General features: G+C 65.7%; 11 protein-coding genes. 5 read left to right on the top strand and 6 right to left on the bottom strand.

The features are described 5' to 3' along the window. Positions 1 to 63: 63 nt before the first annotated feature. The 6 genes from EN862_RS26115 to EN862_RS26090 form a co-directional block, all read right to left on the bottom strand. Entirely contained in the window at positions 64 to 888 is an 825-nt protein-coding gene (locus EN862_RS26115) for an ATP-binding cassette domain-containing protein (RefSeq protein WP_127866381.1), read from the bottom strand. Continuing rightward, a complete protein-coding gene (locus EN862_RS26110; RefSeq protein ID WP_127866380.1) occupies positions 881 to 1,759 on the bottom strand; it encodes an ABC transporter ATP-binding protein in 879 nt (292 codons plus the stop codon). Before EN862_RS26110 ends, EN862_RS26115 begins: the two co-directional genes overlap by 8 nt. Further along, positions 1,756 to 2,604 carry an ABC transporter permease gene (locus EN862_RS26105; RefSeq protein WP_127866379.1) on the bottom strand — a complete coding sequence of 283 codons (849 nt, stop codon included), beginning with the start codon at positions 2,602 to 2,604 and terminating at the stop codon, positions 1,756 to 1,758. Before EN862_RS26105 ends, EN862_RS26110 begins: the two co-directional genes overlap by 4 nt. After that, entirely contained in the window at positions 2,597 to 3,604 is a 1,008-nt protein-coding gene (locus EN862_RS26100; RefSeq protein ID WP_127866378.1) for an ABC transporter permease, read from the bottom strand. The genes EN862_RS26105 and EN862_RS26100 overlap by 8 nt, the downstream gene beginning before the upstream one ends. 184 nt (positions 3,605 to 3,788) lie before the next feature. Next, a complete protein-coding gene (locus EN862_RS26095) occupies positions 3,789 to 5,315 on the bottom strand; it encodes an ABC transporter substrate-binding protein (RefSeq protein WP_127866377.1) in 1,527 nt (508 codons plus the stop codon). Between the two features lie 90 nt (positions 5,316 to 5,405). Further along, positions 5,406 to 6,980 (bottom strand): NAD(P)/FAD-dependent oxidoreductase, encoded by a 1,575-nt coding sequence (locus EN862_RS26090; protein WP_127866376.1) that lies wholly within the window; start codon positions 6,978 to 6,980, stop codon positions 5,406 to 5,408. A 119-nt stretch (positions 6,981 to 7,099) separates the two neighbouring features. On the opposite strand from EN862_RS26090, the gene EN862_RS26085 reads away from it, so the two are divergent. The 5 genes from EN862_RS26085 (at position 7,100) to EN862_RS26060 (ending at position 14,011) form a co-directional block, all read left to right on the top strand. Then, positions 7,100 to 7,891: a cyclase family protein gene (locus tag EN862_RS26085; protein ID WP_127866375.1), complete on the top strand. Its 792-nt coding sequence runs from the start codon at positions 7,100 to 7,102 to the stop codon at positions 7,889 to 7,891. A gap of 304 nt (positions 7,892 to 8,195) precedes the next feature. Further along, complete coding sequence (locus EN862_RS26075; protein WP_127866374.1) at positions 8,196 to 9,767, top strand: NAD(P)/FAD-dependent oxidoreductase; 1,572 nt, start codon at positions 8,196 to 8,198, stop codon at positions 9,765 to 9,767. Beyond that, entirely contained in the window at positions 9,767 to 10,249 is a 483-nt protein-coding gene (locus tag EN862_RS26070; protein WP_127866373.1) for a MarR family transcriptional regulator, read from the top strand. The genes EN862_RS26075 and EN862_RS26070 overlap by 1 nt, the downstream gene beginning before the upstream one ends. Before the next feature lie 44 nt (positions 10,250 to 10,293). Beyond that, positions 10,294 to 12,447 carry an indolepyruvate ferredoxin oxidoreductase subunit alpha gene (locus EN862_RS26065; protein WP_127866372.1) on the top strand — a complete coding sequence of 718 codons (2,154 nt, stop codon included), beginning with the start codon at positions 10,294 to 10,296 and terminating at the stop codon, positions 12,445 to 12,447. Continuing rightward, complete coding sequence (locus EN862_RS26060; protein ID WP_127866371.1) at positions 12,440 to 14,011, top strand: indolepyruvate oxidoreductase subunit beta family protein; 1,572 nt, start codon at positions 12,440 to 12,442, stop codon at positions 14,009 to 14,011. Before EN862_RS26065 ends, EN862_RS26060 begins: the two co-directional genes overlap by 8 nt. Positions 14,012 to 14,025 lie beyond the last annotated feature (14 nt).

Here is a 14,025-nt window from a genome sequence, read left to right as displayed (position 1 = left end):
GCTGACTTGTCCTTTGCGCACATCCGAGGCCCGCTGGTCGGCGTGCGGCTATCGAAGCTCAACTCATGCCGGCGGCTTGGGCCGCAGCCAGTCCGCATCGATCTCCGGCAGCGGAATGGCGGCGAGAAGGTCGCGCGTATAGGTCTCCTGCGGATTGTCGAACAGCGCATCCGTTGCGCTGGCTTCGACGATCCTGCCTTCGCGCATGACGATGACCTGCTGGCAGAGCCGCCGGATCACCGACAGATCGTGGCTGATGAAGGCGACCGTCAGCCCCATCTCGGCCGCCAGCTTTTCCAGCAGCGTCAGGATCTGCGCCTGCGTCGAGACGTCGAGGCCGGAGACGATCTCGTCGGCCAGCACGAATTTCGGCGCCAGCGCCAGCGCGCGGGCAATACCGACGCGCTGCCTCTGGCCGCCCGACAGCTCGTGCCGGTAGCGGCTGGCGAAGCTCTGCGGCAGGCCGACGCGCTGCAAGGCTTCCGCGACACGCTCCTTCAGCCTGTCGCCGAGTCCGTTCTGCCTGAGCGGCGCGGCGATGATGCTGAAGATCGTGTGTCGGGGATTGAGCGACGACATCGGATCCTGGAAGATCATCTGCAGATCGCGGCGCAACGGTCGCAGTTCGGCTTCCGAAAGGTGGCTGATGTCGCGCCCCTCGAAGCTGATCGAGCCGGCGCTCGGCTCGAGCAGCCGCACCAGGGCGCGGCCGAGCGTCGACTTGCCGGAGCCGGATTCGCCGACAATGCCGGTGACCGAGCCCTTGGGCAGGTCGAAGTCGAGCCCTTTCAGGATTTCGGCCAGCGGCGCGCGGCCGATCAGCGGCTTGCGCGTCATGTCGGGCAGCGCCACTTTCAACCCGCGCACAGAAAACAGCGGCTCAGCCATGGCTGGGCCTCCATTCCTTGTCGGCGGCTGCGATCTCGGCCGTGAGCCCGGCAAGCACGCTCTCATCCACCGGCTTCAGCGACGCATAGGGATCGGTGTAGCGTGGCGTCGCCGCAATCAGCGCCCGTGTGTAACCGTGCTGCGGAGCGGCGAAGAGCTGCGCGGTCTCGGCCTCCTCGACCACCTTGCCGGCATAGAGCACCGACACTTTCTGGCTGACCTTTGCGACGACGCCGAGGTCGTGGGTGACGAACAGGATCGCCGTGCCGTGGTCGCGCTGCAACTGCGCGATCAGCCGCAGGATCTGTTTCTGCACGGTGACGTCGAGCGCCGTCGTCGGCTCGTCGGCGACGATCAGCCTGGGCTCCGCCGCGAAGGCCGCCGCGATCAGCACGCGTTGGCGCATGCCGCCTGACAATTCATGCGGATAGCTTTTCAGCACGCGCTCGGGATCGCGGATCTGCACCTCGTCGAGCAATTGCCGGATGCGTTTGTCCGCCCGCTCGCCGCTCCAGCCAAGGATGCGCACCAGCCGGTCGGTCATCTGGGACGCGATGCGGCGCGACGGGTTGAGCGCGGTCAGCGGATCCTGCGGGATCAGCGCCGTGCGCGCGCCGATCAGGGTCCGTCGCGCCTTGGCATCGAGGCGGCCGAGATCTTCGCCTTCGATCAGCATCTCACCCTCGACGACGCGCACGCTTTTCGGCAGCACGCCGAGCACCGCCTTGCCGATCATCGTCTTGCCGGCACCGCTCTCGCCGACCAGCGCGCGCACCTCGCCCGGCTGCACGCTGAGCGACACCGAACGCAACACGCGCTGGCCGTTGGGCAGCACGGCGCTCAGGCCGCGTATGTCGAGGCACGCGCTCATCGCAGCACCGGATCGAAGCGCGCCTTGAGCGCCTCGCCGAACTGGCTGAAGGAGAGCACCGTGAGGATCAGGGTGATCAGCGGGAACACCAGCACCCACCAGGCCTGGTGGATCGACAGCCGGCCCTCGGCGATGATGCTGCCCCAGGTCGGATCGTCGGTCGAGATCGACAGATTGACGAAGGACAGGATCGCTTCGACGATGACGGCGATGCCCATTTCGAGCGACAGCAGCGCCAACACCGAAGGCAGCACATTGGGCAGCACTTCGCGCAGCATGATGCCGATGCGGCCATAGCCGGCGATGCGCGCGCTCTCGACGTAATCCATGCGCGCCTGGCTCATCGCCCCGGCGCGGATCACACGGCAGAAGCGCGTCCAGTCGATGATCGCAATCGCAAGGATGACGGAGCTGAGGCCCGTGCCCAGCACGGCGACCAGCAGGATCGCGAACAGCACTGGCGGGAACGCCATCCAGACATCGACGACGCGCGAGATGATGCGGTCGGCCCAGCCGCCGAAATAGCCGGCGATCAGCCCCAGCGCCGAGCCGATGAGACAGGCGGACGTCGCCGCTGCGAAAGCGACGATGAAGGCGATGCGGCCGCCGAAGATCAGGCGTGACAGCAGGTCCCGGCCGAGGCTGTCGGTGCCGAGCCAATAGCCGGGCTCGGCGCCGTCCAGCCAGAAAGGTGGCAACCGCTCCAGCATCAGATCCTGTGCCAGCGGGTCCTGCGGCGCGACCAGCGGCGCGAAGATCGCCGCGAGCAGCGCCAAGAGCAGCCAACCGCCGGCCAGCCACAGCCGAGGGCTGAGGCCGCGTCGGGCGATACGTGCCTCATCCATGGCGCAGCCTCGGATTGAGCAGCGCATACATCATGTCGACGGCAAGGTTGATCAGCACGAAGAGCAGCGCGAACACCAGCACGATGCCCTGGATCAGCGGCAGGTCGCGGTTGATGACGGCGTCGATCGCCATGTTGCCGAGGCCTTCATAAGAAAACAGCCGCTCGACGATGACGGTGCCGCCAATGAGGAAGGTGAACTGCACGCCGACCAGCGTCAGCGTCGGCAATGCGGCGTTCTTCAGCGCCTCGCGCAGGATGACCTGCGTCTCGGAAAAGCCCTTCACGCGGGCGAGCACCACATAGTCGAGGTCAAGCACTTCCTTCAGCGACTGTTTGAGCAGCTGCGCGATGATCGCGGCCAGCGGCAGCGCCAGCGCAATCGCAGGCATCAGCATATGCTTGAGCAGGTCCCAGGTAAGATCGAAGCGCAGCCTGAGGATGCTTTCGACCAGGTAGAACTGCGTGACGAAGGGTAAATCGAGTTCGGGCGACACGCGGCCGGAAATGTCGAAGACAGGCACCAGCACGCCGAACAAAAGGATCAGCACCAGGCCCCACAGGAAGTCGGGGATGGAGAGCGTCGCGCCGCTGGCGATATCGATGCCGGCCTCGATCGCCGTGCCGCGCGACCGGGCGCCGAGGATCGCGGCGGTGGCGCCGATGGCGATCGCCATCAGCAGCGCCACAGTCGCCAGCTCCAGCGTCGCCGGCAGCCGGTTGAACACCAGGCCGAGCACGTCCTGGCGCAGTGAGATCGAGGTGCCGAAATCGCCATGCAGCACGCCGCCGAGCCAGATGAAGAACTGCTGCACGATTGACTTGTCGAGCCCGTAGAGAGCGCGCAGCCGGGCAATGTCGTCATCGCTGGCGCCGGGCGGCAGCATCATGGCGATCGGGTCGCCTGGGGCGACGCGGATGACGACGAAGACGACGATGGTGACGCCGAACAGCGTCACCAGCATCGTCAACAGACGAACGAGGAATCTCTGCAGCAGCATGCGTGCGTAATCACTCTGAACGGACTCCCCCTCATCCGTCCGCTTCGCGGCCACCTTCTCCCCGGTGGAGAGAAGAGGCTGGCTCAGCCGTCGGCGACCTCTTCTCCCCTCGGGGAGAAGGTGGCCCGAAGGGCCGGATGAGGGGCCCTGCCGGACGAAGACCGACAGGAGGCAAGACCGACGATCAGGCCGGGGTCATCAGCGCCGGCAGCAGCGCGCCGGACACGTGCTGCACGACATTGACCTTCTTCGAATGCACGATCGGCTGCGCATACTGCATCAGCGGCAGCACATAGGCCTGCTCGGCGATGTATTTGTCGACCGCCTTCCAGCCGGCGATGCGCTTGGCCTCGTCCTTCTCGCCCCAGAGCGGGTTGATCATGTCGACAAGGTCCTTGCTGTCCCACACCGAATGCGGGCTCGGGCCGTACATGGCGAAACCGGTCGAGGTGGTCGGGTCGCCGATGGAGTTGCCCCAATTGTAGAAGGCGGCCGGCGCCAGCTTGTCGGCGGCGCGCAGCTCGTAATGCTTGGCGATCTCATAGACCTCGATATTGGCCTCGATGCCGACCTTGCGCCACATGCCGACGATCGCCTGGATCATCTCATAGTCCTTGGGCTTGAAGCCCTTGGTGGTCTGGATGGTGAACTTGACCGGCTTCTTGGTCGAATAGCCGGAAGCGGCAAGCAATTCCTTGGCTTTCTCCGGGTTGTGCTCGACCTTGATCGACGGGTCGAAGGCCGTGTATTCCGGCGTCTCCAACGTCGCGATCGGCTGGCCGTAGCCGCGCAGCAGCCGCTTGACCAAGAGCTCCTTGTCCACCGCCATCACGGCCGCCTGCCGGACGTTCTTGTCCAGCATCGCCTCGATGTCGTTGAAGAAGATCATGCCGATGTCGGAGACGTTCTTGATCGAGCCGGCGAGCCCGCTCTTCTTGATGAGGCGGTCATATTCCTCATAGGGGATTTCAAGCGTCACCTGCGAAGAACCGGACTCGATCTCGGCGACACGGCTCGCCGCGTCGGTGACGAATTTGATCGTCACATTCTCGAAGGCCGGCTTGGTGCCCCAATAATGCGGATTGGCCTTGAGCCGCAGGAAGGCGTTGCGCTCGAATTTGTCGACCATATAGGGGCCGGTGCCGATCGGCGCCTTCTCGAAACCTTCGGCGCCGACCTTCTCGTAATAGGCCTTCGGCAGGATGTAGCCGGTCAGGAACGACATCCACTTGAAATAGACCGGGTCGAACTGCACGACGTCGCCGGTGATCTTGTTGCCATCAATCTTGAAGTTGTTGACGTTCTTCCAGACGAACTGGATCGGGTTGCCGGTCTTCTCGTCGCCGGCGCGGGTCAGCGACCACACCACGTCTTCCGGCGTGAAGGGCGAGCCGTCATGCCATTTGACGCCCTCGCGCACCGTCATCGTCACCTTGGTGCGGTCGTCGTTCCAGCCCCATTCGGTGAGCAGGCCGGGCGTGAAGGAAAGGTCCGGCTTCTGGCCGATGATCTGGTCGAACACCGACTGGTAAAGGCCCTGGATGGTCGGGTTCACCGCCGAGGGGCCGGTGGTCGGATCCCAGGAAGGCAGGTTGACATTGTAGGCAATGGTGAGCTCGCCAGCCGCCTTTGCCGCGCTCGGCAGGCCGAGAGTCGCGGCACTCAGCGCCGCGGCGCCATATCCAAGCAAGTCACGTCTGTTGATGGTCATGGTCGTTCCCCTTGTTGGTTGTCATTGTACGCGCGGCGTTTTCATTCGGTGGTGGGCAACCGCGCCTTGTCCATCCCGGAATTCTTCGGCTCAACTTCCTCCCAGCTGTTGGGCGAGCATGAAGCCGGAGCCCGCGCCCGTGCCGGCGCCCGGCCAAGTCGCGGCGCCGGTGAGGTAGAGGTTCGAGACCGGCGTGTTCCAGCGTGCGAAGGACCGCGCCGGGCGGAAGAGGAAATTCTGCGACAGATGGTGGCTGCCGCAGATCTGGTCGCCGCCGACGAGGTTCGGGTTTTCGCGCTCGAGATCGAGCGGCGAGAAGATCGCGCGGCCAAGGATCTTGCTGCGCAGCCCGGGCGCGTAGCTCTCGATGATATCGAGCATGCGCTCGGCATAAGCGTCCTTGACCGCGTCCCAGTGAGCGGGCGCGATCTTGCCTGCGGCATCGCCGAGGATCTCGGCCGGCAGCATGCGCACCTGAACCCACAGCACATGCTTGCCTTGCGGCGCCCGCGACGGGTCGACCGCCGTCGGTTGACCGACGACGAGCACGGGCTGGTCGGGCAGCAGCCCGGCGACCGCCTGCTGGTAGGTGCGCGACATGGCGTCGAGTGAGGGTGCCAGATGCACATAGGCGAACCGGCGAAGCTCGGCGCCGGCGCTCCACTCCGGCAGGTCGTCCATCGCCAGATGGATCATCATCGTGCCCGGCGCGTGACGGAATCTTTTCATCGCCGCATCGAAGCCGGCGTCGCCCGAGCCGTTGGGGAGCAGCTTGCCCGTCAGCGCTTTCGGCGCGACGCCGGCGATCACGGCCTTGGTCGCGGTATGGGTTTCGCCGGATGCCAGCCGCACGCCAGTGGCCTTGCCGCCGGAAACCGTGATCTCGGCGACATCCGCGCCGGTCGTGATCTGGCCGCCGGCCGTCTTCACCATGCCGGTCAGCGCGCGGATGATCGTATCGGCGCCGCCTTTGCCCAGCACCATGCCGAAACTCTGGTTGGCCATCGATTCCAGATAGGGGAATACAGCGCCGCCGGCGATGTCGGGCGCGAAGTCGAGATGCATGCCCCAGGCGGCGAGCGTGGTGCGGACATGCGGCGTCTCGAAATTTTCCTCAAGCCACGCACGCGGTGATGACAGCAGCAATCGAGCCGTATCAAGCGCGCCGGCGAGACCCTTCTTGCGCCAGAGATTCCAGCCCGTGCTCGCCAGCGCCTTCGCGCTCATCGGCGATCCGAGCAGCCGGAACAGATGCTCGGCTTCGCCCGGAAAGGCCGACACCAGCCGGCGCCATGTGGCCGCGTCCGCCGCGGAGAAGGCGGCCAGCCGAGACGCGGTCTTTTCGAGGTCGTTGCTGACGCCGAACCATTTCCCATCCGGGAAGGCGCTGGCGAAACAATCGGCCACTGGCGCGAACTCCAGCCCGCGGCCTTTCAATTCATTTGCATATTTCCGGTGAAAGGCGGAGCCGGCAAAGAGGCTCAAATTCATCGCGCCGAAATCGTGGCGGAAGCCGGGAAGCGTGTATTCGGCAGTCCGCACCGCACCGCCGATCGCATGGCTGCGCTCGAAAACCGCTATTTTCCAGCCTTTGAGCGCCAAATGCGCGGCGCATGCCAGACTGTTGTGGCCCGCCCCGACAAAGATGGCGTCGAACTCGCTCACGCCCCGCCCCAAAATGCTTTATGCTTAAAGATAATTGCAGATGCATATGTTTTCGTCTAGTAGGTATATTAAGGGCCGCAACGAGCCTTGATCATCAGAGACAAGAGGGAACAAAGACCATGGACACGCAGAAACTCCTCGGCGAGGTCGCCGGCCAGCTGCTTTCGGGCGCCATCAAGGTGGTCGACCTGACAGCGCCGCTCGGACCGAACACGCCGCTGATCAAGCTGCCGCCGGAACTCGCCGTCGACACGCCGAAGGTCGAGATCCACGAGATTTCCAAATACGACAAGAACGGTCCGTGGTGGGCCTGGAACTGGCTGAAGCTCGGCGAGCATTCGGGCACGCATTTCGATGCGCCGCAGCACTGGATCACCGGCAAGGACTATCCGGACGGCGCCACAGACACCATTCCGGCGCAGAATTTCGTCGGCCCGGTCAATGTCATCGACTGCTCGAAGGAAGCCGCCGCCGATCACGATTTCCTGCTCACCGTCGATCACATCAAGGCCTGGGAAGCAAAGCACGGCGCCATCAACCCCGGCGAGTGGGTGGTGATGCGCACCGACTGGTACAAGCGCAACGGCTCCGAAGCCGAGTTCCTCAACGCCAACGAGACCGGCCCGCACACGCCCGGCCCGACGGCCGAGGCCATCCAGTTCCTGATCAGCAAGGACATCAAGGGCTGGGGCTCGGAGACGATCGGCACCGATGCCGGCAAGGCCGGCGGCATGGAGCCGCCATTCCCGGCGCACACGCTGATGCACAAGGCCAACCGCTATGGGCTGGCGAGCCTCTGCAACCTCGACCAGCTGCCGCCGAAGGGCGCGATCCTGATCGCCGCCCCGCTCAAGATCGAGCGCGGCACCGGCAGCCCGATCCGCGCGCTGGCGCTGGTGCCGGGCAAGTAAGGCGAGGCGGCGGTCTTCTGGAGAAGATCATGCTCGAGGGCAATGGAGTGATGGAGCCGAGGCGGTCGTCTTGGAGCGTCAGCGCTCTACGGCGCCCCCCTCTGTCCTGCCGGACATCTCCCCCACAAGGGGGGAGATTGGCAGCTTTGGCGCCCCGCTCGATCCTGCAACATGGACAATTGGCGAAAGCCGCGATGACAGCTGATCTCCCCCCATGTGGGGGAGATGTCCGGCAGGACAGAGGGGGGCGCGAAGGAACTCGGCTTTGCGCGATTGACGTAGATTTCTTGACCGGGAGTCCCCAATGACCGCCCCCGATCACATCATCGTCGGCAGCGGCATCAACGCCCTGGTCTGCGCGGCGATGCTTGGCGCCAAGGGCGCCAAGGTGCTCGTGCTCGAGCGCAACGACCGCATCGGCGGCTGCATGCGCACCGAGGAGATCACGGCGCCCGGTTTCGTCCATGACGTGATGGCGACGACCTTCGTGCTATTCATCACGTCGCCGGCCTTTGCCGCGCTCGGCAACGACCTCGCGCGGCACGGGCTGGAGTTCTGCCACACGGCTATGCCGACGGGCGTGCTTCGGCCCGACGGCAGCCATGCCGTGCTCACCAACGACCGCGCCGCCAACATCGCGGCGCTGAACCGGATCGCGCCCAGTGACGGCGACCGTCACGGCACCGATGTCGGCGACATCGAGCGCAATGCCGGCCTGCTGTTCGGCCTGCTCGGCGGCGCGCTCTGGTCCTACCCGACGACGAAGCTGCTGACCGGCGAGGCCTGGCGGCGAGGCCCGCGCAACCTCGCCGCCTTCATGGGCGAGGCGCTGGTGCCCGCGCGCGGCTGGCTGGAAACGGCCTACACATCCGACATCGTCCGCGCGCTCTGGGCGCCCTGGGTGCTGCATGCCGGACTTGGACCTGAAGACGCGTTCTCCGGCCAGATCGCCAAGGTCATCGCGTTCGCGCTGGAGGCGGCAGGCGCGCCGATCGTCAAGGGCGGCGCCAGGAACCTGCTGGCCGCCTTCGAGGCGCTGATCAAGGAACGCGGCGGCGAAATCCGCGTCAACGCCGACGTTGCCTCGGTCGTCCAGAGCGGCGGCCGCGCCTCCGGTGTGCGGCTCGCGTCCGACGAAACGCTGAGCGCTACGAAGAGCGTCATCTGCTCGGTCACGCCGACGCAGCTCTATGGCCGTCTGCTCGGAGGGGATGCACCAAAGCGCGACGTCGAAGCGACGCGCGTTTATCGCTACGGCAAGGGCAATTTCCAGATCCATTACGCGCTGAACAAGCCGCCGGCCTGGCGCGGCGAGGGCCTCGACAAGGTCGCGCTGCTGCATCTGACGCCGGGTTTGGACGGTGTCTCGAAAGCCTGCAACGAGGCGGTGCGCGGCCTACTGCCGGAAGTGCCGACCATCTGCGTCGGCCAGCCGCACGCGCTCGATCCCTCGCGCTGTCCCGAAGGCAAGGCGATCTTGTGGTTGCAGCTTCCGGAAGCGCCACGCCACATCAAGGGCGATGCCGCCGGCAAGCTGAATGCCCCGGCTGATGGGCGCTGGACCGAGGCTCTGCGCGAAGCTTATGCCGACCGCGCCGAGGCGATCCTCGCCAGCCACATCGATGGTTTCCGCGACACGGTGATTGCCCGTCGCGCCTATTCGCCGGCCGATCTCGAGGCGATGAACATCAACCTGGTCGGCGGCGATCCCTATGGCGGCTCGTCGACCATCGACCAGTCCTTCCTGTGGCGGCCTTTCAAGGCGAGCCGCAACCACGAGACCGGCATTAAGGGCCTCTACCACATCGGCGCCTCGACCCATCCGGGCGCCGGTCTCGGCGGCGGCTCCGGCTTCCTTTTGGCCGGGAGGCTGTGATGGAACAGAAGCTTCCGGAAAAGCGCCAGCGCATCTCGACCCTCGGCCAGATCGGCCTGCAGCAATTCGCGCCCTATCTGATGAACCGCATCATGGGCCGCTACAACGCCACTTTGCGCGAGGATTTCCGTAAGCAGGGCCTTACCATTCCGCAGGTGCGGACGCTCGCCGTGCTCTCGGTCACCGACGGCGTTACCGTCAACGATCTCTCGGTCTATACGGTGATCGAGCAGTCGACCTTGAGCCGCACGCTCGACACGCTGGAAGGCCAGGGCCTGGTGCGGCGCGAGCAGGGCGTCACCGACAGCCGTATCCGCCATGTGTTCCTGACCGATGACGGGCGGGCGCTGTTCACCCGCGCCTGGCCGGCCATGCACGACGCGTTCGAGGCCATGTTCGAGGATGTCGACGATGCCGAATATGCCGCGCTGATCGCGATCCTGCAGAAGATGCTGAAGAACATCCGCAAGCACGACATCTGAATTGACGTACGCGCCGCTGATTGCGGCAACGGAAGGAGGCGGAGATGGCCGAACGGTCTTTTGCCAAGGAAGTCGAAAAGCTGAGGCTCGGCGCCGGCGAGGAATTCGCCGGCGAAGGCATCCTCGCCATCACCAAGGCGCTGCTGCAATGCGGCGTCGGCTATGTCGGCGGCTATCAGGGCGCGCCGATCAGCCATTTGATGGACGTGCTCGCCGACGCGCAGGATATCCTGGGCGAGCTCGGCGTGCATTTCGAGGCGAGCGCCTCGGAGGCGACCGCCACCGCAATGCTCGCCGCCTCCGTGCATTATCCGATCCGCGGTGCCGCCACCTTCAAGTCGACGGTCGGCACCAATGTCGCTTCCGATGCGCTGGCGAATCTCGCGTCCGGCGGCGTCACCGGCGGCGCGCTGATCATCGTCGGCGAGGATTATGGCGAGGGCTCCTCGATCATGCAGGAGCGCAGCCATGCCTTCGCCATGAAGAGCCAGGTGTGGTTGCTCGATCCGCGTCCGAACCTGCCCTCGATCGTCAAGGCGGTCGAGGACGGCTTCGAACTGTCCGAGGCGTCGAACACACCCGTGATGTTGCAGGTGCGCATCCGCTGCTGCCACGTGCATGGCCACTTCACCGCCAAGGACAACAAGCGCCCGCCAATGTCGGTCGCCGATGCGCTGTCGGCGCCGCGCCGCGACACCGGCCGCATCGTGCTGCCGCCCGCCTCCTTCCTGCATGAGAAGGAGAAGGTCGCCAAGCGCTGGCCGGCGGCGGTGGATTTCATCAAGAGCCGCAAGATCAACGAGTTGTTCGGGCCGGACCATGGCTCGGTCGGCATCGTCATGCAGGGCGGCATGTACAATTCCGTCATCCGCGCGCTGCAGCGGCTCGGCCTCGCCGACACCTATGGCGACACCGACGTGCCGCTCTATGTGCTGAACGCCGTCTATCCGTTGGTCGACGACGAGTTCCTGTCCTTCTGCGAAGGCAAGCAGGCGGTGCTGGTCGTCGAGGAGGGACAGCCCAACTATATCGAGCACGCTTTCGCGGCCATGCTGCACAAGGCTGGGCGCGGCACCAAGCTGGTCGGCAAGGAGCATTTGCCGATGGCCGGCGAATATACCGGGCAGGTGATGCTCGACGGCATCGGCTCCTTCCTGCGCGCCAACGCCCCGCATTTGCTGCCGGGCGAGGTGCGCGCCCCGAACAAAACGGGCGAAGGCGTCGACACCGCCGATCTCATCAATGTCGTCCCGGGCCGGCCGCCGGGCTTCTGCGTCGGCTGCCCGGAGCGGCCGATCTTCGCCGCGACCAAGCTGGTCGAGCAGGAACTCGGCAAGCACCACATCGCTTCCGACATCGGTTGCCATCTGTTCTCGATCATGCCGCCCTTCGAGCTCGGCGCCACCACCATGGGCTACGGGCTGGGGCCGGCCTCGGCCTCCGCCTTCAACTCGCCGGAAGCAAAACGCCGGTCGATCTCTTTCGTCGGCGACGGCGGTTTCTGGCACAACGGCCTGACCTCCTCGATCGGCAACGCGGTCTTCAACCGGAATGACGGTGTCATCGTCATCGTCGACAATTTCTATTCGGCCGCCACCGGCGGGCAGGACATCCTGTCCTCGCGCGCCAACAACCGCACCAAGTCGACCAAACACCCGATCGACGAAGCGGTGAAGGGCATGGGTGTCAAATGGCTGCGCCACATCGACCGCACCTATGATGTCGGCAAGATGCGCGCCGCTTTGCGCGACGCGCTGACCACCGAGGAGAAGGGCCCGAAGGTCATCGTCGCCTCGTCGGAATGCATGCTCAACCGCCAGCGCCGCGAGAAGCCGCTGGTCGACAAGGCAATCAAGGGCGGCGAGCGCGTGGTGAAGCCGAAATTCGGGGTCGACGAGGACATCTGTACCGGCGACCATGCCTGCATGCGCCTCTCCGGCTGTCCATCGCTGTCGGTGAAGTCGCTCGACGATCCGCTGCGCGACGATCCGGTCGCCTCGATCGACCAGAACTGCGTCGGTTGCGGCAATTGCGGCGAGGTGGCGGACGCGGCGGTGCTATGCCCATCCTTCTACCGCGCCGATGTCGTCCACAATCCCGGCCGCTGGGACCGTTTCCTGGAGAGCGCGCGCCGCGCCGTGATCGGGCTGTTGCAGCGCCGCCGCGAGAGCCGCCGTTTGATGTTCGCCGATGCTTGATCAGACTTTTCCCCTGCGCCCCAAGGCGGGCGCTTCAGATGACGAGCGGGTGATAAAGCTCGCCGTCCTCGCCGTCGGCGGCCAGGGCGGCGGCGTGCTGGCCGACTGGATCACCGACGTCGCCGAGCGCAACGGCTACATTGCGCAGTCGACCTCGGTGGCCGGCGTCGCCCAGCGCACCGGCGCGACGATCTATTACATCGAGATGGCCCGCGACACCGGCCGGCTGCCGGTCTTCGCGCTGTCGCCCTCGCAGGGCGACGTCGACATCCTGATCGCGGCCGAGCTGATGGAAGCCGGCCGCGCCATCATCCGCGGCTTCGTCACGCCCGAGCGCACGACGCTGATCGCTTCCTCGCACCGCATCGCCGCCGTCTCGGAAAAGATCGAACCGGGCGATGGCCGCGCCTCGTCGGAGAAGGTGCACGCGACGGCTGAGGCCGCGGCCAAACGCTTCATCGCCTTCGACATGGAAAAGATCGCCGCCGACAACGGCACCATGATCTCGGCCAGCCTGCTCGGGGCGCTGGCCGGTTCCGATGCGCTGCCCTTCACCCGCGAAAGCTATGAGCAGGCGATCGGCGCCGGTGGCCGTGGCGTGAAAGCCAGCCTTGCCGCCTTCGGCGCCGCCTGTGATCGCGCGCGCGGCGTCGCGGTCGTGCCGGCCGGCGAGAAGGCGCCGGAACCTGCCATTGCTGAACCCAAGTCGACGACGAAGGTCAGCGGCCCCGAAACGCTGCTTAAGGGTTGGCAAGGGCTTGCCGTCCGCGTCGCGGCGCTGCCGGAGCCGCTGCGCGATATGGCCGAACGCGGCCTGAAAAAGGTCGTCGACTACCAGGACATCGCCTATGGCGGCGAATATCTCGACAGGCTGGACAAGGCTGTCGCGCTGGACGATGCGGAGCGCGCCTATGCGCTGTCGATCGCCGCGGCGAAGCATCTCGCCAACGCCATGTGCTACGACGACATGATCCGCGTCGCCGATCTCAAGACGCGCTCGACCCGCGACAAGCGCGTGCGCAGGGAGGTCGGCGTCAAGGAAGGGTCGGTGCTGCAGGTCACCGAATATTTCCATCCGCGCATCGAGGAGTTCTGCGGCACGCTGCCGGCGGGGCTCGGCAGCTACATCGAGAGCCGGCCGAAGCTTGCCGCCTTCCTCGACCGCCGCATCAATCGCGGCCGCCACATCCGCACCGACAGCTTTACCGGCTTCGCCATGCTCTGGTTCATCGGCGGCCTGCGCCGCTGGCGCCGCCGCCTGCTGCGCCACAAGGTCGAAGTCGAGCATCTCGAGCGCTGGTACGAATTGGCGCTCGGCCATGCGCGGCAGGACTACGCTTTGGCCACCGAGATCCTGAACTGCCGCCGCCTGATCAAGGGCTACAGCGACACCCATGCCCGCGCCCAGTCGAAATTCGACCGCGTGCTCTCGGCGCTGCCGATGCTCAAAGGCCGCGAAGACGCCGCCGACTGGATCCGCCGCCTGCGCGAAGCGGCGCTGAAGGACGAAAAGGGCGACATGCTGGACGGCGCGCTGAAAACGGTGGCGACGCTGGGCGAATAGTCCGGTTAGACGCT

The sequence above is a fragment of the Mesorhizobium sp. M2E.F.Ca.ET.219.01.1.1 genome, assembly GCF_004016445.2.
Lineage (GTDB): Bacteria > Pseudomonadota > Alphaproteobacteria > Rhizobiales > Rhizobiaceae > Mesorhizobium.
Note: the sequence above shows the minus strand (reverse complement) of the source record. Positions and strands in the feature narration are given on the sequence as shown.

Excerpts from the sequence above, each read along its gene's own strand:
- EN862_RS26100 (WP_127866378.1), bottom strand. The coding sequence starts at position 3,604 with ATGCTGCTGCAGAGATTCCTCGTTCGTCTGTTGACGATGCTGGTGACG.
- EN862_RS26060 (WP_127866371.1), top strand. The coding sequence starts at position 12,440 with ATGCTTGATCAGACTTTTCCCCTGCGCCCCAAGGCGGGCGCTTCAGAT.
- EN862_RS26110 (WP_127866380.1), bottom strand. The coding sequence starts at position 1,759 with ATGAGCGCGTGCCTCGACATACGCGGCCTGAGCGCCGTGCTGCCCAAC.
- EN862_RS26115 (WP_127866381.1), bottom strand. The coding sequence starts at position 888 with ATGGCTGAGCCGCTGTTTTCTGTGCGCGGGTTGAAAGTGGCGCTGCCC.
- EN862_RS26105 (WP_127866379.1), bottom strand. The coding sequence starts at position 2,604 with ATGGATGAGGCACGTATCGCCCGACGCGGCCTCAGCCCTCGGCTGTGG.
- EN862_RS26075 (WP_127866374.1), top strand. The coding sequence starts at position 8,196 with ATGACCGCCCCCGATCACATCATCGTCGGCAGCGGCATCAACGCCCTG.
- EN862_RS26070 (WP_127866373.1), top strand. The coding sequence starts at position 9,767 with ATGGAACAGAAGCTTCCGGAAAAGCGCCAGCGCATCTCGACCCTCGGC.
- EN862_RS26085 (WP_127866375.1), top strand. The coding sequence starts at position 7,100 with ATGGACACGCAGAAACTCCTCGGCGAGGTCGCCGGCCAGCTGCTTTCG.
- EN862_RS26065 (WP_127866372.1), top strand. The coding sequence starts at position 10,294 with ATGGCCGAACGGTCTTTTGCCAAGGAAGTCGAAAAGCTGAGGCTCGGC.
- EN862_RS26095 (WP_127866377.1), bottom strand. The coding sequence starts at position 5,315 with ATGACCATCAACAGACGTGACTTGCTTGGATATGGCGCCGCGGCGCTG.